The sequence below is a fragment of the Campylobacter sp. BCW_6873 genome (assembly GCF_001762365.1).
GTDB lineage: Bacteria > Campylobacterota > Campylobacteria > Campylobacterales > Campylobacteraceae > Campylobacter_D > Campylobacter_D jejuni.
The window spans coordinates 87,023-107,015 of the sequence record NZ_MJWS01000027.1 but is presented as its reverse complement, the minus strand read 5'-3'; the positions used below and the strand labels follow the sequence as shown (position 1 = coordinate 107,015).

General features: G+C 31.0%; 21 protein-coding genes. 12 read left to right on the top strand and 9 right to left on the bottom strand.

The features are described from left to right. The first annotated feature begins 46 nt into the window (after positions 1 to 46). The 10 genes from fliF to AJ932_RS01185 all read left to right on the top strand — a co-directional run bounded on the left by fliF (position 47) and on the right by AJ932_RS01185 (position 10,476). The gene (fliF, locus tag AJ932_RS01230; protein WP_002861099.1) at positions 47 to 1,729 is read left to right on the top strand and encodes a flagellar basal-body MS-ring/collar protein FliF; all 1,683 of its coding nucleotides are present in this window, start codon (positions 47 to 49) and stop codon (positions 1,727 to 1,729) included. Then, positions 1,729 to 2,757 carry a flagellar motor switch protein FliG gene (gene fliG / locus AJ932_RS01225; RefSeq protein WP_002854670.1) on the top strand — a complete coding sequence of 343 codons (1,029 nt, stop codon included), beginning with the start codon at positions 1,729 to 1,731 and terminating at the stop codon, positions 2,755 to 2,757. The genes fliF and fliG overlap by 1 nt, the downstream gene beginning before the upstream one ends. A 7-nt stretch (positions 2,758 to 2,764) precedes the next feature. After that, positions 2,765 to 3,595: a flagellar assembly protein FliH gene (gene fliH, locus AJ932_RS01220; protein WP_070233667.1), complete on the top strand. Its 831-nt coding sequence runs from the start codon at positions 2,765 to 2,767 to the stop codon at positions 3,593 to 3,595. Then, entirely contained in the window at positions 3,588 to 5,435 is a 1,848-nt protein-coding gene (gene dxs, locus AJ932_RS01215; protein WP_070233666.1) for a 1-deoxy-D-xylulose-5-phosphate synthase, read from the top strand. Before fliH ends, dxs begins: the two co-directional genes overlap by 8 nt. 85 nt (positions 5,436 to 5,520) lie before the next feature. Continuing rightward, positions 5,521 to 5,931 carry a peroxide-responsive transcriptional repressor PerR gene (gene perR, locus AJ932_RS01210; RefSeq protein ID WP_070233665.1) on the top strand — a complete coding sequence of 137 codons (411 nt, stop codon included), beginning with the start codon at positions 5,521 to 5,523 and terminating at the stop codon, positions 5,929 to 5,931. 45 nt (positions 5,932 to 5,976) lie between these two features. Continuing rightward, positions 5,977 to 7,173, top strand: a complete 1,197-nt coding sequence (locus AJ932_RS01205) for a hypothetical protein (protein ID WP_070233664.1) — start codon at positions 5,977 to 5,979, stop codon at positions 7,171 to 7,173. A 2-nt stretch (positions 7,174 to 7,175) separates the two neighbouring features. Further along, entirely contained in the window at positions 7,176 to 7,883 is a 708-nt protein-coding gene (gene ubiE, locus AJ932_RS01200; RefSeq protein WP_070233663.1) for a bifunctional demethylmenaquinone methyltransferase/2-methoxy-6-polyprenyl-1,4-benzoquinol methylase UbiE, read from the top strand. Further along, the gene (gene xseA, locus AJ932_RS01195; RefSeq protein WP_002859429.1) at positions 7,880 to 9,043 is read left to right on the top strand and encodes an exodeoxyribonuclease VII large subunit; all 1,164 of its coding nucleotides are present in this window, start codon (positions 7,880 to 7,882) and stop codon (positions 9,041 to 9,043) included. The genes ubiE and xseA overlap by 4 nt, the downstream gene beginning before the upstream one ends. 9 nt (positions 9,044 to 9,052) lie before the next feature. After that, positions 9,053 to 10,129: a phosphoserine transaminase gene (serC, locus tag AJ932_RS01190; protein WP_002858670.1), complete on the top strand. Its 1,077-nt coding sequence runs from the start codon at positions 9,053 to 9,055 to the stop codon at positions 10,127 to 10,129. Then, positions 10,126 to 10,476: a RidA family protein gene (locus tag AJ932_RS01185; protein WP_002854323.1), complete on the top strand. Its 351-nt coding sequence runs from the start codon at positions 10,126 to 10,128 to the stop codon at positions 10,474 to 10,476. The genes serC and AJ932_RS01185 overlap by 4 nt, the downstream gene beginning before the upstream one ends. Here AJ932_RS01185 and AJ932_RS01180 read toward each other — a convergent pair. The 6 genes from AJ932_RS01180 to AJ932_RS01155 all read right to left on the bottom strand — a co-directional run bounded on the left by AJ932_RS01180 (position 10,473) and on the right by AJ932_RS01155 (position 13,766). Next, entirely contained in the window at positions 10,473 to 11,447 is a 975-nt protein-coding gene (locus AJ932_RS01180) for a beta-ketoacyl-ACP synthase III (protein WP_002858639.1), read from the bottom strand. The two genes, AJ932_RS01185 and AJ932_RS01180, sit on opposite strands and share 4 nt — an antisense overlap. After that, positions 11,440 to 12,426, bottom strand: coding sequence for a phosphate acyltransferase PlsX (plsX, locus tag AJ932_RS01175; RefSeq protein WP_070233661.1), 987 nt, complete (start codon positions 12,424 to 12,426; stop codon positions 11,440 to 11,442). The genes AJ932_RS01180 and plsX overlap by 8 nt, the downstream gene beginning before the upstream one ends. Before the next feature lie 5 nt (positions 12,427 to 12,431). Then, on the bottom strand, positions 12,432 to 12,578 hold the full coding sequence (gene rpmF / locus AJ932_RS01170) for a 50S ribosomal protein L32 (protein WP_002858674.1): 147 nt from the start codon (positions 12,576 to 12,578) through the stop codon (positions 12,432 to 12,434). A 23-nt stretch (positions 12,579 to 12,601) separates the two neighbouring features. Next, entirely contained in the window at positions 12,602 to 12,955 is a 354-nt protein-coding gene (locus AJ932_RS01165; RefSeq protein ID WP_044780420.1) for a hypothetical protein, read from the bottom strand. Then, on the bottom strand, positions 12,956 to 13,369 hold the full coding sequence (gene ndk, locus AJ932_RS01160; RefSeq protein WP_044780421.1) for a nucleoside-diphosphate kinase: 414 nt from the start codon (positions 13,367 to 13,369) through the stop codon (positions 12,956 to 12,958). Positions 13,370 to 13,481: 112 nt separating this feature from the next. Beyond that, a complete protein-coding gene (locus tag AJ932_RS01155) occupies positions 13,482 to 13,766 on the bottom strand; it encodes a DUF362 domain-containing protein (RefSeq protein ID WP_002854354.1) in 285 nt (94 codons plus the stop codon). A gap of 204 nt (positions 13,767 to 13,970) precedes the next feature. On the opposite strand from AJ932_RS01155, the gene AJ932_RS01150 reads away from it, so the two are divergent. Both AJ932_RS01150 and flhB read left to right on the top strand, forming a co-directional pair. Next, the gene (locus AJ932_RS01150; RefSeq protein ID WP_002854219.1) at positions 13,971 to 14,567 is read left to right on the top strand and encodes a peroxiredoxin; all 597 of its coding nucleotides are present in this window, start codon (positions 13,971 to 13,973) and stop codon (positions 14,565 to 14,567) included. A 118-nt stretch (positions 14,568 to 14,685) separates the two neighbouring features. Next, positions 14,686 to 15,774: a flagellar biosynthesis protein FlhB gene (gene flhB / locus AJ932_RS01145; protein WP_002861110.1), complete on the top strand. Its 1,089-nt coding sequence runs from the start codon at positions 14,686 to 14,688 to the stop codon at positions 15,772 to 15,774. 5 nt (positions 15,775 to 15,779) lie between these two features. On the opposite strand, the gene motB is transcribed toward flhB, so the two are convergent. The 3 genes from motB to polA are packed head-to-tail and all read right to left on the bottom strand — an operon-like array spanning position 15,780 to position 19,958. Beyond that, the gene (gene motB, locus AJ932_RS01140; RefSeq protein ID WP_070278320.1) at positions 15,780 to 16,523 is read right to left on the bottom strand and encodes a flagellar motor protein MotB; all 744 of its coding nucleotides are present in this window, start codon (positions 16,521 to 16,523) and stop codon (positions 15,780 to 15,782) included. Positions 16,524 to 16,525: 2 nt separating this feature from the next. Then, the gene (motA, locus tag AJ932_RS01135) at positions 16,526 to 17,302 is read right to left on the bottom strand and encodes a flagellar motor stator protein MotA (RefSeq protein ID WP_002854170.1); all 777 of its coding nucleotides are present in this window, start codon (positions 17,300 to 17,302) and stop codon (positions 16,526 to 16,528) included. Between the two features lie 16 nt (positions 17,303 to 17,318). Then, positions 17,319 to 19,958 (bottom strand): DNA polymerase I, encoded by a 2,640-nt coding sequence (gene polA / locus AJ932_RS01130; RefSeq protein WP_070278318.1) that lies wholly within the window; start codon positions 19,956 to 19,958, stop codon positions 17,319 to 17,321. Positions 19,959 to 19,993: the final 35 nt, after the last annotated feature.

Sequence of the window (19,993 nt, the reverse complement as noted above, 5' to 3'; positions counted from 1 at the left end):
TCAAATAAAAATATGTAAAATTCGCCAAACTAAGGGATGAGAATTAATGGATTTTAAAAATATGTTTCATCAAATTGGGCAACTTTATCAAAATTTAACTCGCAAGCAGCGTATAGTGATTGCTGCATCTATTGTAGTGGTGGTTGGGTTTTTGGTTTTTTTAGCTTTATTTCGCGGAAGTGGTAGTAATGCAAATAATGGATATGCAGTTTTAGTTGAAAATGTAAGTCCAAGTTCTTCTGCTGCAATTGTAGCTAAACTTGAACAAAATAATATTCCCTATAAATTAGAAAGTGAAAATAAAATTTTAGTTCCACAAGATCAGGTTTATCGTCAAAGAATGTTTATTGCAAGCGAAGGTCTTATAAAAGATAGTCGCGTGGGTTTTGAAGCTTTTGATACTCAAGCTTTTGGAGCTACAAATGAAGAACAAAAGGTAAAATACCAAAGAGCCATAGAAGGCGAACTTGCAAGAACTATTGAGACTTTAGAACCTATTCGTAGCGCTGTTGTACACATAGCATTTCCTAAAGATAGTGTTTTTACCGAAAGGCAAATTCCGCCTACAGCTTCAGTTGTTGTTAATGTTCGCGAAGGCTTAAAGCTTACTAGAAAACAAATTGATGGTATAAAAAATATTGTTTCAGCGGCGGTTCCAAAACTTACTAAAGAAAATGTTAAGATTAGTGATCAAAGTGGTGTGCCTTTAGATGAGCAAGAAGCATATGAAGATGATTTGGTTCGTGCGCAAATTAAATTTAAAAGTGATCAAGAAAAAGCTTTAGAAGATAAGATTATAGAAAATTTAGCTCCTTTTGCAGGTGGTATGGATAAAGTAAAAGTGAGTGTAAATATAGATTTTGATTTTTCCAAGCAAGAATCTCAAAGTGAAATTTATGATCCAAATCCTATAGTGCGTAGCGAGCAAACTTTAAACGAGGAAAGAACAGGTAGAAAAGATCCAGAAATTCAGGGTGTTCCAGGTGCTGTTTCTAATATAGGTCCTGTTGAAGGACTTGACAATAAGGGTCAAATTGACACTTATAAAAAAAATCAAGTTACTACGAATAATGAACTTTCTAAAACTATTACAAATACCAAAAAACAATTTGCAACAGTTTTACGCACTTCAGCAGCTGTTACTATAGATGGAAAATATCAAGATGTGGTTGATGAAAATGGGGATGTGAAAAGCGAATATGTTCCATTAACCAAAGAAGAGCTTGCAAGTGTTGAGAGTATAGTTAAAAATACTATTAATTTTAGTGCTACTAGAGGTGATAGTGTTGTAGTTCAAAATTTACCATTTCATCGTGAGTCGATTAGAGTTGAGAGTAAAGTTAAAACTTTTTATAATCGTTTTATTGAGCCGTTTATTCCACCGGTTAAGTATTTTATTGCAGCGATTTTACTTTTTATTTTTTACAAAAAAGTTATTACTCCATTTACTCAAAAAATGCTTGAAGATGTCGCAGCGCAAGAAGAAATGCAGCAAGGTCCAAATGCTGTTTTAGATGATGTTGAAGATACTTTGGAAAAAATGAATGCAGCAAGGAAAAAAGTTGAAGAACAACTTGGTTTTGGAGATAATTTCAATGAAGATTCTATCCAGTATGAGGTTTTGCTTGAAAAATTGCGTGGTTTGGTAAGTGATAAAAGCGAGGAAATTGCTGCACTTTTGCAAAATTTAATTCAAAACGATAGTGAATTTGGTGAAAAGGATATGTGATGATAAAGCTAAGTGAAGAACAAAAAATGGTCTATGATGATTTATCGATGCCTGAAAAGGTGGCGATATTTCTTATACAACTTGGCGAAGATGCAACAACTTCTGTGTTTTCACATATGGAAATTGATGTAATTACAGAAATTTCACGTTATATTGCTATGGCTAAAAATGTTGATAGATCCGTAGCTACTGCAGTTTTAGAAGAATTTTACACTCTGCTTCAATCAAATCAATATATTAAAAGCGGTGGTTTGGAATATGCTAAAGAAATACTTTTTCGTACTTTTGGACCAGAGATTGCAAATAAAATTCTTGAAAAACTCACTAAAAGTATGGAGAATAATCAAAATTTTGCTTATTTGGCGCAAATTAAACCACAGCAACTTGCAGACTTTATTACCAAAGAGCACCCACAAACCATCGCTCTTATTTTGGCACACATGGATTCTATTCATGCGGCAGAAACTTTAGAGTATTTTAGTGATGAATTAAGGGCTGAGGTGGTTATAAGAATGGCAAATCTTGGCGATATTTCTCCAAGTATTATTAAAAGAGTTTCTGCAGTGCTAGAAAGCAAGCTTGAAAGTCTTACCTCTTATAAGGTTGAAGTGGGCGGCCCAAGAGCAGTAGCAGAAGTGCTTAATCGTTTGGGTCAAAAAGCAAGCAAATCAACCATTACTTATATTGAACAAAGTGATGAACGCTTAGCAGAGACTATTAAAGAGCTTATGTTCACTTTCGATGATATACAAAAACTTAGTACTCAAGCTATAAGAGAAATTTTAAAAGTAGCTGATAAGCGTGATTTAATGATAGGTTTAAAAGGCGCAAGTGAAGAGTTAAAGCAAAAATTCTTAGCCAATATGTCTACGCGTGCAAGCGAAGCTTTTCTTGAAGAAATGGGTTTTTTGGGTGCTGTGCGTGTTAAAGATGTTGAAGATGCACAAAGAAAGGTTGTTGAAGTGGTGCAAAAACTTGCAGAACAAGGTCTTGTTCAAACAGGCGATGCGGATGAAATGATAGAGTAGGTGAGAGATGGTTAATCGTAGCAATGTAATTTCTGGTGGGGCTTCTGATCAGCATGTTGTTGAAGGATATCGTTTTAAAGTTATTTCAGAATTTGATAATCATATAGGTGAAAAAAAACATACTCAAACTCCAGATGAAGAAAATGCTAATATATCTTTAAATGATGAAAAACCAGTCGAAGAAAATCATGCTATTGCCCCTACGCAAGCTGTTATGGAAACTCAAATTCCAACATTTCAACCAAGTTTTGTTGAAGATTTGCTTAAAAAAACAGATGAAATGTCAAGCAATATTATTAAACTTCAAATGCAAATAGAAAGTCAAGAGAATGAATTTAATAACCGCTTAAATTCAGAACTTGAAAATGCTAAAGAAAAATTTGCCAAAGAAGGTTATGAGAAAGCAAAAGAAGAATTTCAAAAGGAATTGAGTGATTTTAAAGATAAGTATTTAAAAAGTATAGCCAAGCTCGATAATGCTTGTGAAAATCTTGAAAATTTTATAGAAAAAAACGAGAAAGAATTAGCAGATACTGCTATAGATATCGCTAAAGAAGTAATCTTAAAAGAACTTGAACTAAATTCAAGTAAGATAGCTTATGCTTTGGCCAAAGATTTAATCGGCGAGCTTAAGGGTGCTAGTGCAATTGAGCTTAAGGTTAATGCAGAGGATTATGAGTATTTAAAAGAGCAATTTGATCAGAATGCTCATATTAAAATAAGTCTTGATGATGCAATTAGCAAAGGAAGTGTTATTATTATAAGTGACGCAGGCAATATAGAATCCAATCTTAACTCTCGTCTAACTAAAATTAAAAAAATGGTGAATAATGAGTAAAAAATTTGCCCATACTCAAGAAGAGTTAGAAAAGCTAAGTTTAAAAGAATTAGAAAATTTAGCAGCATCTATACGTGAAAAAATCATACAAGTTGTGAGTAAAAATGGTGGACATTTAAGTTCAAATTTGGGTGCTGTAGAACTTAGTATAGCAATGCATTTGGTTTTTGATGCAAAAAAAGATCCTTTTATTTTTGATGTGTCACATCAATCTTATACACACAAGCTTTTAAGCGGAAAAGAAGAAATATTTGATACTTTAAGACAAATCAATGGTTTAAGTGGTTATACAAAACCTAGCGAGGGAGATTATTTTGTAGCAGGGCATTCTAGCACCTCTATTTCTTTGGCAGTAGGTGCTTGTAAGGCCATTGCTTTAAAGGGTGAAAAACGTATTCCTGTTGCTTTGATTGGAGATGGTGCTTTAAGTGCGGGTATGGCCTATGAGGCTTTAAATGAATTGGGTGATTCTAAATTTCCTTGCGTAATACTTTTAAATGATAATGAAATGAGTATTTCAAAACCAATTGGAGCAATTTCAAAGTATCTTTCTCAGGCTATGGCAACGCAGTTTTATCAAAGTTTTAAAAAGCGTATTGCTAAAATGTTGGATATATTGCCTGATAGTGCTACTTATATGGCCAAGCGTTTTGAAGAGAGTTTTAAACTTATTACTCCTGGGCTTTTGTTTGAAGAATTAGGGCTTGAATATATAGGGCCTATTGATGGACATAATTTAGGTGAAATTATTTCTGCATTAAAACAAGCAAAAGCTATGCAAAAGCCTTGTGTGATACATGCTCAAACCATAAAGGGTAAAGGCTATGCTTTAGCTGAAGGAAAACATGCTAAATGGCACGGGGTGGGAGCTTTTGATATAGATAGTGGAGAGAGTGTTAAAAAAAGTGATGCTAAAAAATCTGCTACTGAAATTTTTTCTAAGAATTTGCTTGATTTAGCCTCAAAATATGAAAATATTGTTGGGGTTACGGCGGCTATGCCAAGTGGAACAGGTCTTGATAAGCTTATAGAAAAATATCCAAATCGTTTTTGGGATGTGGCTATTGCAGAACAGCATGCAGTAACTTCTATGGCCGCTATGGCAAAAGAAGGATTTAAACCTTTTATTGCAATATATAGCACCTTTTTACAGCGTGCTTATGATCAAGTGATTCATGATTGTGCGATTATGAATTTAAATGTGGTTTTTGCTATGGATAGAGCAGGGATAGTAGGCGAAGATGGGGAGACGCATCAAGGTGTTTTTGATCTTAGTTTTTTAGCTCCTTTGCCAAATTTCACTCTTTTAGCTCCAAGAGATGAACAAATGATGCAAAATATAATGGAGTATGCTTATTTACATCAAGGACCTATTGCTTTTCGTTATCCTAGAGGGAGTTTTATTTTGGATAAAGAATTTAATCCTTGTGAGATAAAACTTGGTAAGGCGCAATGGCTTGTAAAAAATAGTAGTGAAATTGCTTTTTTAGGTTATGGACAAGGTGTGGCAAAAGCGTGGCAAGTTTTAAGAGCCTTGCAAGAAATGAATAATAATGCTAATTTGATTGATTTAATTTTTGCTAAACCTTTAGATGAAGAGCTTTTGTGTGAGCTTGCTAAAAAAAGTAAAATTTGGTTTATTTTTAGTGAAAATGTTAAAATTGGCGGTATAGAAAGTTTAATTAATAATTTTTTACAAAAATATGATTTGCATGTAAAAGTTATTAGCTTTGAATATGAAGACAAATTTATTGAACATGGAAAAACAAGTGAGGTGGAAAAAAATCTAGAAAAAGATGTCAATAGTTTGTTGACGAAAGTTTTAAAATTTTATCATTAAATAATAAAAAATATTATTTAATATAAACTTCTTTTAATAAAAATTTTATTATTATTTCCACTTAAAAAAGCAAGGAATAAATACAATGGAATTACTACAAATGCTTAAAAAACATGAGTTAAAAGCTACTCCGCAAAGACTATGTGTTTTAAAAATTTTAAAAAGACATGAGCATCCTAATATTGATGAATTATATACAGAAATTAAAAAAGAATACCCTTCAATCTCTTTAGCGACGGTTTATAAAAATCTTAATACTTTACAAGAACAAGGTTTAGTTGTTGAAATCAATGTTTTAAATCAAAAAACTTGTTACGATATCTATGAAGAAGAACATATTCATGTTGTTTGCGCCAAATGTGGTGGTATAGAGGATTTAAGTTTTAAAGATGCTAAGCTTTATGAATATCAAGAGCATTTAGAAAAAAAGATAGGCAATCTCATCAATCATCTGTCCGTTTGTGCTTATGTTGATAGTTGTAAAAAGTGTCATTAAGCAAAATAAGGTTAAAATAACCCATATATTTTAAGGGTTATTTTAATGGTTTATGAAATTCAAAAAAACTTTTTACTATCTGATTGTACTCTTTTAGGGAATTTAAAAAAAGATAATATACCTTTTCGAAATTCTAAATTTGAAACTTTTTATACTCAAATAACTTCAAATCATAGTGTTAAATTTCAAAGTTTTTGCAATGAATTTTATAAAATTACAAAATTTAATAATTCAATTTTAGAACAGAATCAAGAAGAGAAAATTTCTAAAAAAAAATTTGAAAAAGCTCGAAAAAAGATTATAGGAAAGAGTATTAAAAAAGAACGCTTCGAATTTAAATTTTGCTCTTTAAAAAGTTATATTGATATGTATGAAGAGCCTAAAATTTGTATTTTAAAAATATTTTTTCCAACATTGGATAGTTCCAATGAATTTAAAATTCCTAAAGATTTTAAAATTCAAAAAGAATTACATCATGATTTAAATTCTAAACATATCGTTTTATATGGTTTTGAATATCAAAAGTTTGATATAGAGAAATGTTTTAAAATTATAGAAAAAAATCAGAATTTTAGCTTGGATTTTCCAAATTATATTAATGCTTATGATGGATTTAGGATTTTTTTATTTTATTTATTTAAAAAATTAAAATTTTATTGGACTTTATCTTTAGAGAGAAAAGATAAGCAAAGTTTATGTGAATTTTTATTTTGTTCAAGAAGTTTGTATATAGTTTTATCAAGCATGAATACTATTTTAGATAAAAATTTGAGTAATATTTTGGCTTTAAAGTTTAAAGATATAACGAAAAAAACTCAAGATATTTTAGCAAGTGAAAATTCAAATCAAGATTTATTGCTATTTTTAAGCGATGAAAAAATCCAAGATTTGTTTAATGATTTTGATTTTTTCATAAAGGAAAATTCTTTTTATGAAGGCGATTGCAAAGATAGGTTTTTTAAACAACTTGTTGCGTTAGAACTTAGAAAAAAAATTATTTTATTTAGAAAAAATATACTAAAAAATTTTGATTTAGAGCTTTTTGAAAATAGTTTTTTTGAATTGGCAATATTTTTAGAATATTTTTATCGTTTTTTAGAGATAAAAAATTTAAACAAACTTTATGAAAAATATTGCAAAGATAGAGATAAAAATATTTTTTCGAAAATAATCAATAATAAAAATAAATTTTGCAAATTGCTTAAAAAATCAAGTAAAAATTTGAAAATTTACAAAGGATAAAAATGCAAAAACAAGAAAAAATTATAGAAATGTTTAATCAAATTGCACCTACTTATGATAAGGCGAATAGAATTTTAAGCTTTGGAGCTGATGTAGCGTGGCGCAAAAAAGCTTGTCAAAGAGTGATGAGTTTGTATTTAAAAAAAGATTTAAAAATCGCTGATATTGCCTGTGGCACAGGGGATATGATAGAGATTTGGCAAGAGAGTGCTTTAAAAATGGAAAAAAATATTTTAAATATTAAAGGTATTGATCCAAGTAGTGGCATGCTAAATATTGCAAAAGAAAAATTTCCAAATGTCGAATTTATAGAAGCAGGGGCGCAAAATTTACCTTTAGAAAGTCAAAGTTTAGATATTTTAAGCATTAGTTATGGCATTCGCAATGTTGTAGAAAGACAAAAAGCCTTAAGTGAATTTGCTAGAGTACTTCAAAAAGATGGTATTTTGGTAGTTTTGGAATTTACAAAAAGAGAAAAGGGTGGATTTATAGCAGCTTGTAGAGATTTTTATCTTAAAAATATTTTACCAAGTATAGGTGGGATAATCAGTAAAAATAAAAGTGCTTATGAGTATTTGCCAAACTCTATTGAAGGATTTTTAAGTAAGGAAGAGTTCATCTTAGAACTTAAAAATGCTGGTTTTGAAATACTTGATTATAAAAGTTTTAGCTTTGGCGTGAGTTCAATGTTTATAGCAAAAAAACTATGACACCAACAGAATTAAATCTTAAAGCAAAGGCTTTATTAGAAACACATTTTGATGATATAGTTTTAAGTGGAGAAATTTCAAAAATTACTTTGCATGGTTCAGGACATTGGTATTTTGATTTAAAAGATGAAAGATCAAGCATTGCTTGTGCTATGTTTAAAGGAGCTAATTTAAAAGTCGGATTTAAACCAGCTGTGGGGAATTTTTTAGAGCTTTGTGGAAGTGTAAGTTTATATCCTGAAAGTGGTCGTTATCAATTTATCGCTACTAGTATGAAAAAAGCAGGTTTTGGGGATTTGGAAGCACAGTTTTTGGCTTTAAAAGAGCGTTTGCAAAAAGAAGGACTTTTTGATCCACGCTTTAAAAAATCTTTGCCAAAATTTCCTAAAAAAGTAGGCATTATCACTTCAAAAACTTCTGCTGCTTTGCAAGATATGTTAAAACTTATTCACCAAAAAGAATATTTTTTGGCAAAAATTTATATTTTTGATGCTTTAACTCAAGGAAATAATGCTCCTTTTTCTCTTATACAAGCTTTAAAAAAAGCCGATGATATGGATTTAGATGTTCTTATTATAGCACGTGGTGGAGGAAGCAGAGAAGATCTTTTTTGTTTTAATGATGAAAATTTAGCAAGAGAGATTTTTAAAGCAAAAACTCCTATTATTTCAGCCATAGGACATGAGATTGATTATGTTATTAGTGATTTTGTTGCAGATTTTAGAGCTCCAACGCCTTCAGCTGCTATAGATACTTTGTTTTATTCTAAGTTGGATATAGAGCAAAGTTTGGATTTAATGGAAGAAAAATTAATGCAACTTTGGAATTATAAAATACAAAATTATGAAAATTTGCTTTTAAATTTAAGCAAATTTTTCAAATTTAATTCTTTGCCAAAAATAATAGATGAAAAAATAAAACAAAGCCATAATATAGAAAAGCAATTAAATCATCTATTGGCAAATCAAATGCGTTATAATGAATTAAAATTAGATAAATTGCAAAATGCTTATTTGCAACATGAGAATTTTTTTAATAAAAGCAAAAAGTTTATTTGTATCAGAAAAAATGGTAAAATAGCAAATTTAGAAGATCTTAAGAGTGATGATATCGTTATTTTAAGTTCTCAAACTTCTCAAAAAGAAGCAAAAATTTTATAAGGATAGATTATGAGAAAAATCAATTTCAGTGCAGGGCCATCGACTTTACCTTTAGAAATTTTAGAGCAAGCTCAAAAAGAACTCTGTGATTATCAGGGTAGGGGTTATTCTATAATGGAAATTTCTCACCGCACAAAAGTATTTGAAGAAGTGCATTTTGGAGCACAAGAGAAAGCTAAAAAACTTTACGAGTTAAATGATGATTATGAAGTATTATTTTTACAAGGTGGAGCAAGTTTGCAATTTGCTATGATTCCTATGAATTTAGCTTTAAATGGGGTTTGTGAATATGCAAATACAGGAGTTTGGACAAAAAAAGCGATTAAAGAAGCACAAATTTTAGGTGTCAATGTTAAAACCGTAGCAAGTAGTGAGGAAAGTAATTTCGATCATATTCCTAGAGTGGAATTTAGCGATAATGCTGATTATGCTTATATTTGTTCTAACAATACTATTTACGGCACTCAATATCAAAATTATCCTAAAACTAAAACTCCTTTGATTGTGGATGCATCGAGTGATTTTTTTTCTAGAAAAGTAGATTTTTCAAATATTGCTCTTTTTTATGGCGGAGTGCAAAAAAATGCTGGAATTTCGGGTTTAAGTTGTATTTTTATCCGTAAAGATATGTTAGAAAGATCTAAAAATAAACAAATTCCTAGTATGTTAAATTATTTGACTCATGCTGAGAATCAGTCCTTGTTTAACACGCCTCCAACCTTTGCCATTTATATGTTTAATCTTGAAATGGATTGGCTTTTAAATCAAGGTGGGCTTGATAAAGTGCATGAGAAAAATTCTCAAAAAGCTACTATGCTTTATGAATGTATTGATTTAAGTAATGGATTTTATAAAGGACATGCAGATAAAAAGGATAGATCTTTAATGAATGTGAGTTTTAATATTGCTAAAAATAAAGATTTAGAGCCTCTTTTTGTAAAGGAAGCCGAAGAAGCTGGAATGATAGGACTTAAAGGACATAGAATTTTAGGAGGAATTCGTGCAAGTATTTATAATGCGCTTAATTTGGATCAGGTAAAAACCTTGTGTGAATTTATGAAAGAATTTCAAGGAAAATATGCATGATAAAGCGTTTTGATGAGTGCGATAGAATGTCGCAAATTATTGTTTTTGATAAATATTTTAAGACTGCAGGACAAGTGGCTTTTGAACCTAGCGGAGATATTAAAAAACAAACTAAAGAAGCGCTTGCAGAACTTGATGCTTTGTTTGAAAAAATAGGCGCAAACAAAGGAGATTTGATTCAAATTCAAATCTGGTTAGCTAATATGCAAGATTTTGATGCAATGAATGAAATTTATGATGCTTGGATTAAAAATTATCCTAAACCTGTTAGAGCTTGTGTAGGAAGTGCTTTAGCAGAGGGTTATTTGGTAGAAATTCAAGCTTTTGGAAAGCTAAGAGAGAATTAAAAATTCTCTCCTCCAAATTTTAAAAGCGCAGATCCCCAAGTAAAACCACCGCCAAAAGCATCTAGTAAGATCAGATTTCCTTTTTTAAGTCGACCTTCTTCATAGGCATCATTCATTGCCATAGGTATAGAAGCAGCTGAAGTATTGCCATATTTTTGTACAGTGATCACACATTTTTCATCGCTTAGATTGAGTTTTTCTTGGACGGCTTTAATGATGCGTAGATTAGCTTGATGAGGAATAAAAAGATCAATTTCTTGTGCTAAAATGTTATTTTTAGCTAAAATTTCTACAACATCATTACTAAGCGTGTTTACTGCTATTTTAAAAACTTCATTGCCTTTCATTTGCATAGAAAGTGTTTGACATAGGCTTGATTTTTGCGATCTTTGAGTCATTAAAAGATCTCCATAATTACCATTGCTTGCAGTATGTACATCAAGGATATGATTTTCATTATCCAAACTTACAACTCCAGCACCTGCACCGTCTCCAAAGAGTATGCAAATACTTCTGTCATTGTAATCCATAATTGAACTTGTTTTTTCAGCTCCTATGATTAAAACATTTTTTTTCAAACCACTTTCTACTAAGGCTTTAGCTTGTTCAAGCAAATAGATAAAACCAGAACAAGCTGCTGAAATATCAAAAGCGCTAATATTTACAAGTCCTAAATTTGAAGCAATTTTACAAGCCGTTGAAGGCATAGTAAAATAATCAGGACTTAAAGTAGCTACAAGAATCGCATCAATATCTTCAGGTTTTAAATTTGCTCTTTCTATGGCTTTTAATGCAGCTTTTGTGCCCAAATCGCTAGTATTTTCATTTTCACTAGCAATGCGCCTTTCTTTAATACCTGTGCGTCTAGTGATCCATTCATCGGTGGTATCTACCATTTTTTCAAGATCAGCATTGCTTAAAATTTTTTCTGGAATATAAGAAGCTATACTTTTAAGACTGGCTTTAAGCATTGTATTTCCCAAGTTCATTTTCTATAAATTTATTGATATGAGATTGGCTAAAATTTATAGCTTGAAAAATTGCATTTTTAATAGCTCTAGAATCGCTTTTTCCATGACTTATGATCACGCAGCCATTAACTCCAAGAAGGGGTGCTCCGCCATATTCTTGCCAATCTGTGTGTTTTTTTAATTTTTTAAAAGATGGCTTCATAAGTAAAGCACCTATTTTAGAAATAAAAGATTGCTTTACTTCGTTTTTTAGAAGTTGAAAAATAGCTGTTGCCACACCTTCACAAGCCTTTAAGATAACATTTCCATCAAAACCATCGCAGACTAAAACATCTATTTCACCATTGAAAATATCTCTACCTTCAGCATTACCTATAAAATTTGGAATTTTTTTCATAAGCTGATGACTTTCTTTGGTAAGTTCATTACCTTTGCATTCTTCTTCACCATTAGAAAGTAAAGCAAGGCGTGGTTTTTGAATTTGCATAATTTCTTTAGCATAAACTTCACCCATTATGGCAAATTGAAATAAATTTTCAGCTTTACAATCTGTATTAGCTCCAACATCCAAAAGTAAAGTTTTGTTAACGATATTTGGCATTAAAGTGGCAATAGCAGGTCTTGAAATACCTTTAAGTCTTCCAAGCCTTAAGGTAGCCAAAGACATACTTGCTCCACTATGACCCGCTGAAACTACAGCATCTACTTTTTTTTCTTTTAATAAATTAATAGCTTTGTATATGGTTGTTTCTTTATTTTTTAAAGCATCTGTGGCATTTTCATTCATCGAAAAAATTTCACTAGCTTCTTCGTATTGTATATATTGCTCTAATTTTTTTGGTATTAAAGGTTTTAGAATTTTAGAATTTCCCACTAAGATAGCGTTAAAAGGTTTTGCTTCTAGTGCCTTTAAAACGCCTTCTATAATGGGTTTTTCTCCAAAATCACCACCCATTGCATCAATGGCAATGTTAATCATTGATTTTAATATTCCTTAGTTGTTGGATTCGCACGGTGAGGCATTTTGTAGCTTCCATCTTTGTCTTTTATAGGCATAGGAAGACTAACTTTATAGTGAGTTCTGCGTTTAGCTGCACGAGTTTTGCTCACTCTTCTCTTTGGTACTGCCATTTTTTCTCCTTTATAAAATTTAATTAATTATTGCAATTTATGCAATAAAAATAATCACTCAAATAAGCTTCAAGCTCGCTGATAGCAACTTCTATTAAATCAATATGTCCATCGAAAAATTCTATAGTATTGCTCAATTTGTTTGCTTCATCTTTAAAAATACCATCACTTGCAAAAAGTTCTAAATTTTCTTTAATTTCAAGTTCTAACTCAGTTCCACAACTATCACAAGGTCTATAGATAAAACCTTGCATAATAGCATTTATTTTAACAAGCTTAGGATTTATTTTTACTAAATTTCCTTCAAAAATCATATTCTCAAGATTAAGTTTAAAAGGATATTCCTTTATGTTAATCTTAGAAAAAGGGATTTTCATTTAGCAAATTTCGTTTGGTTTAAAGAAAAATTCAACTTCTATTTTTGCATTTTCCAAGCTGTCGCTTCCATGAACAGCATTAGCATCAATACTCTCAGCAAAATCGGCTCTAATTGTTCCTGCTTTAGCTTCTTTAGGATTTGTCGCTCCCATTAAATCTCTATTTTTTAATACGGCACCTTCTCCTTCTAGTACAGAAACAACAACAGGACCGCTAATCATAAATTCAATCAAGTCTTTAAAAAAAGGTCTTTCTTTATGAACAGCATAAAAATTTTCAGCTTGTTCTTTGCTAAGTTGAACTTTTTTCATTGCAGCGATTCTTAATCCATTGCTTTCAAAACGATCTAAAATTTTTCCTATAACACCTTTTTTAACAGCATCAGGTTTAATTATAGATAAAGTTTTTTCCATCTTTGTAATAACTCCTTGTTTTAATAAAGCTTAAAATTATACTTGAATTTGTTTAAAGAAAGTTAAATTAAAAGAAAAAGCTAGAGATTCCTAGCTTTTTCTTTTTTTAAAATTATGCAAAAACTGGAGTGTCCCCACTTCTCATATCAGCGCCAATATTATCACGACTTGGTTGTCCTGATTCTACAGCACTCCAAACTATACATCCATCTGTTGGGCAAGCGCTAGCACAGGCTGGTTGATCATTATGTCCTACGCATTCAACGCATTTGTTTGCATAAACATAATATCTATCTTCACCTTCTGGATTGTTAGCATCATCAACGATAGCACTCACTGGACACTCATCAATACAAGAACCACAAGCAATACATATATCTGTAATTTTTACAGCCATTTTTTCTCCTTTTTAATATTAAGATTTAAATGATTTTAGCATAAAATTCTTAAATAAGGTAAATTTTGATAATCAAAATTTACCTTATTTGATAATAATTATAACTTTCTTAAATTTTTAATATTATTTTGGATATTTAAAAAAAAATAAAGATTTAAACGATATAATTTCGTTATCAATAAAATTTATTATTTAGGAGAAAATATGATAGTTACTAAAAAAGCTTTAGATTTTACTGCTCCAGCGGTATTAGGAAACAATGAAATTGTTCAAGATTTTAATCTTTACAAAAACATAGGCCCAAAAGGAGCGGTAGTATTCTTTTATCCAAAAGATTTTACTTTTGTTTGTCCTTCAGAAATTATAGCTTTTGACAAAAGATATCAAGAATTTAAAAACCGCGGTATTGAAGTAATTGGAATTTCAGGAGATAATGAATTTTCACATTTTGCTTGGAAAAATACTCCAGTAAATCAAGGTGGTATTGGTCAGGTTAAATTTCCGCTTGTTGCTGACTTAACTAAGCAGATTGCTAGAAATTTTGATGTACTTTATGCAGAAGCAGTTGCCCTTCGTGGTTCGTTCTTGCTTGATGCTGATGGAACAGTTCGCCATGCTGTGGTTAATGATTTACCACTAGGTAGAAATATAGATGAAATGTTAAGAATGGTTGATACTATGCTTTTTACAAATGAGCATGGTGAAGTTTGTCCTGCAGGATGGAATAAGGGCGATGAAGGTATGAAAGCTAACCCTAAAGGCGTGGCTGAATATCTTGGTAAAAACGAAGCTAAACTTTAATTTCTTAGTATAAAGCCTCTTCATGAGGCTTTTTCTTCATTTTTATTCTTTAATTGAAATTCATAAATTTTCTACTATAATTTTACACACATATTAAAATTTTTACTTAGGCTAAAATATGGCAGGCGAAGATCAAGAAAAAACAGAAGAACCCACGTCCAAAAAGATAGAAGATGCGCGTAAAGAAGGTAATGTTCCAAAGTCTCAAGATGCGGCAGCTATTGTAACTTTGATAATTGGAGTAACTATAACTTTACTTATGATGAGTTTTATGGGCGAGAGAATTGTAAATTTATATAGATACTATCAAAGTTTTATTGGTGTTGAATTTGATTTGCGTATTATTCAAGCCATTATGATTAAAAGCATTTTTGAGGTTTTAATTATTCTTGCACCTATTGTTTTAAGTATTATGATTGCTGGGGTTTTGGGAAATATTATGCAATTTGGTTTTATTTTTACAACTAAACCTATTATGCCAAATTTAGGAAAAATCAATCCTCTAAAAGGTTTAAAAAACCTTTTTTCATTGAAAAAAATTGTTGAAAGTATAAAAATTATTTTAAAAGTGGGTATTGTTTTTACTATAGCTTTTATAGTTTTACTTAAATTTATGCAAGAGCTTCCAAGAGTTGAGCTTTATACTATGGTTGCACAGCTTACTTGGCTAAGAGACAGAGCTATTGTTTTAGCAGCTATTGTTATAGTTGCTTTTTTAATTATTGCTGTTTTAGATGTTTTTTTGGTGCGTTTTCAGTATTTTAAAGGTTTGCGTATGAGCAAACAAGAAATAAAAGATGAGTATAAACAAATGGAAGGAGATCCTCAGGTTAAAGGTAGAATTCGTAGACTTCAAATGGAAGCTGCGCGTCGTCGTATGGTTCAAGATGTTGCAGGTGCGGATGTGGTGATCACAAACCCAACGCATTATGCCGTAGCTATTCGTTATGATACAAGTAAAGAACAAGCCCCTAGGGTTGTTGCCAAAGGAGTGGATTTTCTCGCTCTTCGCATAAAACAAGTAGCCTATGAAAATAATGTTGTGGTTTATGAAAATCCTCCTTTAGCAAGAGAGCTTTATAAAGCTTGTGATGTTAATGATCTTATTCCTAGGGAAATGTTTAAAGCTGTAGCTGAGGTGCTAGGATTTGTTTATAATACAAATAATAAGAGTCGTTTAGCTGGTCAAGTAAAAAAAGGAAACTAAAACTTTTAAGGTGTTTTAGTTCCTATTTTATTGATAAGTTCAAGAACAGATTTTTGAGTGCTTGTATCTGCTGTATCGACTTTAAAATATATTTCTACTCTATTATTTTCTAAGGCTTGCGGATTTCCATTGATGGGATTATTAAGCCCGTAGCTTTTAATGCTAATATTTTTCAAATTTGCTCCACCTTCTATAAAATATTTTAATACATTTTCTGCTCTTTGGTAGGCGAGTTCATAACTTCTTATAATAGAGTCGCTATTGTCTGTATAGCCTCTAATTTCTATTTTTGCTTGAGGTGGCAAATATGTTGTTAGTTCAGCCATACGTTTTAAATAATCTTGTATATCAGCTGAAACGATTTGAGTGCTACCTCTTTCAAATTCAACTTTGGATGGAAGGTTAAGAGCAACCTGATTGTCGCTTTGATCTAGAGCCGCTTGAAGACGTTTGATGGTTTCTTGCTGTGTCATAGTCATTTGTTTTAACGATTTGAGTTCATCACTTTCTTCTTTTGCTGCACCCTTATATTTTTCTTGGGTTTTGCTCTCTTCTTTGACTGTTTGAGTAGAGGTATAATCAAAGATTTTAACAAATTCGGTTTTTAAAGCCTCTACTTTAGCAGGATTTGTTTTAGAAATTGCCCAAAGAGCAATAAAAAGCGCCAAAAGCAAACTTAGAAAGTCTGCATAAGGTACAGCCCATTTTTCACCTGCAGGACATTCTGGACATTTATGTTTCTTGGCCATTTTTAACCTTTGTCAAATTGTGAAATTTTTGGATCATCGTGACTTAAGAAATTAAAAAGCTTAGCTTCCAAATCTCTAGGATTCGCACCTTCTGCAATTCCTTTTATGGCTTCAGTGATGACAATTTGCTCTTTTACAAGATCCATTCCATTAGCTTTCATTTTTCTTCCCCAAGGTGCAAAAAGCGCATAAGCACCAAAAATCCCAGTAACCGTAGCTGTAAAAGCACCTGAAATACCCGCTGCCATTGCTTGAGGATTGTCTAGCAATTTAAGAGCTAGAATAAGACCAAAAACCGCTCCAACAAGTCCCATGGTAGGGCAAGTTTCTCCAAATACTATCCAATATTCTGCACATTCTTTATAATGCTCTTCAAGTTGTTCGGTTTGTATTTCCATGCTTTCGTGAATTTCTTCAAAGCTTTTACCATCTACAAGCATCATCATAGCATTTTTTAAAAATTCATTTTCAATCTCATTGGTTCTTGATTCTAATGCTAAAAGCCCATCTCTTCTTGCAATAATGGCAAATTCTATTAACTGGGCTATCCTTTCAGGTAGATTTACTCCAGAGCCTTTAAAGACAACTTTGAGTTCTTTATAAGCTGCTTTTACAATTTTTTTATGTGTAGAAGTCATTGCACAAAATGCAGCTGTTGGCATAACTATAAGAAAGGAAGAAAGATGTACAACATGTAAAGGATTACCACCTTCTAGTATATCTCCTACTGAAATACTAGTAACTGCAAGCACCATTCCCAGTATGGTTGAAAGATCCATATAAATATCTCCTTGATTATTTTAAATCGCCCCAATTTTTGGCAATACTTGAGCTTGTTTTTAATTTTATTTTTAATTTTACTATATTTTCCATAATATCTCTAGTTTTTTTTACAAAATTTTCACATAAATCATCTTTTACTTCAAAAATTAATTCATCATGAATTTGCAAAATAAGCTTTTTGTCTTCATTTAATTCTTTATTGATTTCTAGCATTGCAAGTTTGATTACATCTGCTGCTGAACCTTGCAAGATTGAATTAATGCTTTCTCTTTCATACATGGCAATTTGCATAGGTTTTGCATTTTCAAAATCAAAATAACGCTTGCGACCGCTTAAAGTAGTGATAAAACCATTTTGTTTAGCTTCGTTTTTAACTGTTTCAAAATATTTTTTAATGCTAGTAAAATTTTCAAAATATTTTTCTATATAAGATTTGGCTAAATGAGCTTCTATTTTTAAATTTTGACTTAAAGTTTTATAGCCCATGCCATAAATAAGTCCAAAATTTATACTTTTTGCAACACTTCTGGTTTCATAATTGCTTTCTCCAAAAATCATTATAGCTGTTCTTGCATGTGTATCTTCATCGTTAGCAAAAGCATTTAAAAGTTTTTCATCTTCGCTAAAATGTGCAAGCATTCTCAGTTCGATTTGAGAATAATCAAGAGAGATAAAACTAAATCCATCTTTAGCTACAAAGCAAGATTTATAATCTTTTGCGTATTGTCCGTGTGCAGGAATATTTTGCAAATTTGGATCTTTAGATGAAAGGCGACCCGTTGCAGTTCCAGTTTGTAAAAAACTTGAGTAAATGCGTGAATTTTCATCTTTTAACGCTAGTTTTAACAAAGGTTCGCAATAAGTGGAATAAAGTTTGGCAAGTTCTCTATAATCTAAAATTTTGGCAATTACAGGATGTTTATCTAAAAGTGCATTTAAAACTTTTTCATCGGTAGAATATCCTGTTTTTCCTTTTTTTCCACTTGGAAGTTTAAGTTTTTCAAAAAGTATATCACCTACTTGTTTAGGTGAGTTTAGGTTAAATCTATCCTCACAAAGAGTATAAATTTCTTCACTTAAATTTTTGATTTCATTTTCAAATTTTTTCATAAGGGCTTCAAGTGCATTTGTATCAAGCTTTATGCCATTTTCTTCCATCATCATAATGATTTTAATGAAATCAAATTCACAGTTTTTAGCAAGTTCTAATAAAGGAGTTTCAAGATTTTTTAAAAAATAAAGATAAAATCTTAACGTGATATAAGCATCTTCTGCGGCGTATTTGCAAGCTTTTTCAAGTTCTACACTTGCAAAATTTTCTCCTTTTTTAACAAGGCTTTCAAAATGCAAGGTTTCGTAATTAAAAAGTCTTAAGGCTAAATCATCCATATTTACTCTTAAAGAAGGATTTTTAAGCCATGCTAAAATCATTGTATCTGCGTATTTTTGAGGTAAATTTAATCCAAAATTATTTTGAATGATTTTAAAATCATATTTGAGATTGTGCCCTATAACAAAATGATTAAAGATTAGTTCTATGGCTTTTTTGGCATTTTGCAATGAGATTTGCTCACCTACTCCAAGATAATTATGAGTTAAAGGCACATAAAAGGCTTCGTTTTCACTCATACAAAAACTAAAACCAACAATTTTTGCCTCTTTTGTATCAAGTCCTGTAGTTTCGGTATCAAAAGCAATAATACTTTCTTTATCAAGAGTATTTAAAATTTCAAAAAGTTTGTTTTCATCTTGTATTAAAGTGGCTTTAAAACCTAAATTTTTATCTTTATTATCAGGATTTTGACGCAGTTTTTTAAGCAAAGCATTAAGTTCGTAATGTTCTAAAATTTCAAGTATTTTTAAAAGAGGTTCTTCATCAGGATAAGTGGCTTTTTCTATAAGATCTTGCACTTCTAAATTTTCATACAAAGAAGCTAATTTTTTGCTTAAAAATGCATTTTCCTTACCCTCTAAAAGCAAATTACGACTTCTTTCGTTGCGTACTAGGGTTAAATTTTCATAAATTCCTTCTATGCTGCCAAATTCATCAAGTAAGGTTTTGGCTCCTTTTGCGCCTATACCTTTAACGCCTGGAATATTATCAGAACTATCTCCGCAAAGAGCTAAAAAATCTCTGATTTGATGAGGTTTTACTCCGTATTTTTCTAAACACGCTGCTTCATCATAGTCGTTTTTAGAAATAGGGCTATAAATACTTGTTTTACCATCTTTTATGAGTTGATAAAGATCTTTATCTTGAGTGATAATGCGTACAAAAATATCCCTATCTTCACAAGTTTTTACAAAAGAAGCGATGATATCATCGGCTTCATAACCTTCCCTAGAAACGCTTATAAAACCCATTTTTTCTATCATCTCTATGCAAATTGGAATTTGTTCTAGAAGTTCAGGTGGTGGTGGAGTGCGATTTTGTTTATAGTTTGGATCAATTTCGCTACGAAAAGTTTTTCCTTTGGAGTCTAATGCAAAAACAATATAATCACTTTTATGTTCATTTTTTAAGCTATAAATAAAATTTGCAAAACCGCTAATCATTCCACTAGCTTGTCCTTGTGAATTTTTAAAACCTTTTAATGCGTAGTAAAGTCTGAAAAAAAATCCAAAAGTATCGATAATAGTTAAAGTTTTCATAATAATTTCTTCTTTTGATAAAATATATTTTTAAG

Coding starts and splice junctions, on each gene's coding strand:
- fliF (WP_002861099.1), top strand. CDS start 47: ATGGATTTTAAAAATATGTTTCATCAAATTGGGCAACTTTATCAAAAT.
- fliG (WP_002854670.1), top strand. CDS start 1,729: ATGATAAAGCTAAGTGAAGAACAAAAAATGGTCTATGATGATTTATCG.
- fliH (WP_070233667.1), top strand. CDS start 2,765: ATGGTTAATCGTAGCAATGTAATTTCTGGTGGGGCTTCTGATCAGCAT.
- dxs (WP_070233666.1), top strand. CDS start 3,588: ATGAGTAAAAAATTTGCCCATACTCAAGAAGAGTTAGAAAAGCTAAGT.
- perR (WP_070233665.1), top strand. CDS start 5,521: ATGGAATTACTACAAATGCTTAAAAAACATGAGTTAAAAGCTACTCCG.
- AJ932_RS01205 (WP_070233664.1), top strand. CDS start 5,977: ATGGTTTATGAAATTCAAAAAAACTTTTTACTATCTGATTGTACTCTT.
- ubiE (WP_070233663.1), top strand. CDS start 7,176: ATGCAAAAACAAGAAAAAATTATAGAAATGTTTAATCAAATTGCACCT.
- xseA (WP_002859429.1), top strand. CDS start 7,880: ATGACACCAACAGAATTAAATCTTAAAGCAAAGGCTTTATTAGAAACA.
- serC (WP_002858670.1), top strand. CDS start 9,053: ATGAGAAAAATCAATTTCAGTGCAGGGCCATCGACTTTACCTTTAGAA.
- AJ932_RS01185 (WP_002854323.1), top strand. CDS start 10,126: ATGATAAAGCGTTTTGATGAGTGCGATAGAATGTCGCAAATTATTGTT.
- AJ932_RS01180 (WP_002858639.1), bottom strand. CDS start 11,447: ATGCTTAAAGCCAGTCTTAAAAGTATAGCTTCTTATATTCCAGAAAAA.
- plsX (WP_070233661.1), bottom strand. CDS start 12,426: ATGATTAACATTGCCATTGATGCAATGGGTGGTGATTTTGGAGAAAAA.
- rpmF (WP_002858674.1), bottom strand. CDS start 12,578: ATGGCAGTACCAAAGAGAAGAGTGAGCAAAACTCGTGCAGCTAAACGC.
- AJ932_RS01165 (WP_044780420.1), bottom strand. CDS start 12,955: ATGAAAATCCCTTTTTCTAAGATTAACATAAAGGAATATCCTTTTAAA.
- ndk (WP_044780421.1), bottom strand. CDS start 13,369: ATGGAAAAAACTTTATCTATAATTAAACCTGATGCTGTTAAAAAAGGT.
- AJ932_RS01155 (WP_002854354.1), bottom strand. CDS start 13,766: ATGGCTGTAAAAATTACAGATATATGTATTGCTTGTGGTTCTTGTATT.
- AJ932_RS01150 (WP_002854219.1), top strand. CDS start 13,971: ATGATAGTTACTAAAAAAGCTTTAGATTTTACTGCTCCAGCGGTATTA.
- flhB (WP_002861110.1), top strand. CDS start 14,686: ATGGCAGGCGAAGATCAAGAAAAAACAGAAGAACCCACGTCCAAAAAG.
- motB (WP_070278320.1), bottom strand. CDS start 16,523: ATGGCCAAGAAACATAAATGTCCAGAATGTCCTGCAGGTGAAAAATGG.
- motA (WP_002854170.1), bottom strand. CDS start 17,302: ATGGATCTTTCAACCATACTGGGAATGGTGCTTGCAGTTACTAGTATT.
- polA (WP_070278318.1), bottom strand. CDS start 19,958: ATGAAAACTTTAACTATTATCGATACTTTTGGATTTTTTTTCAGACTT.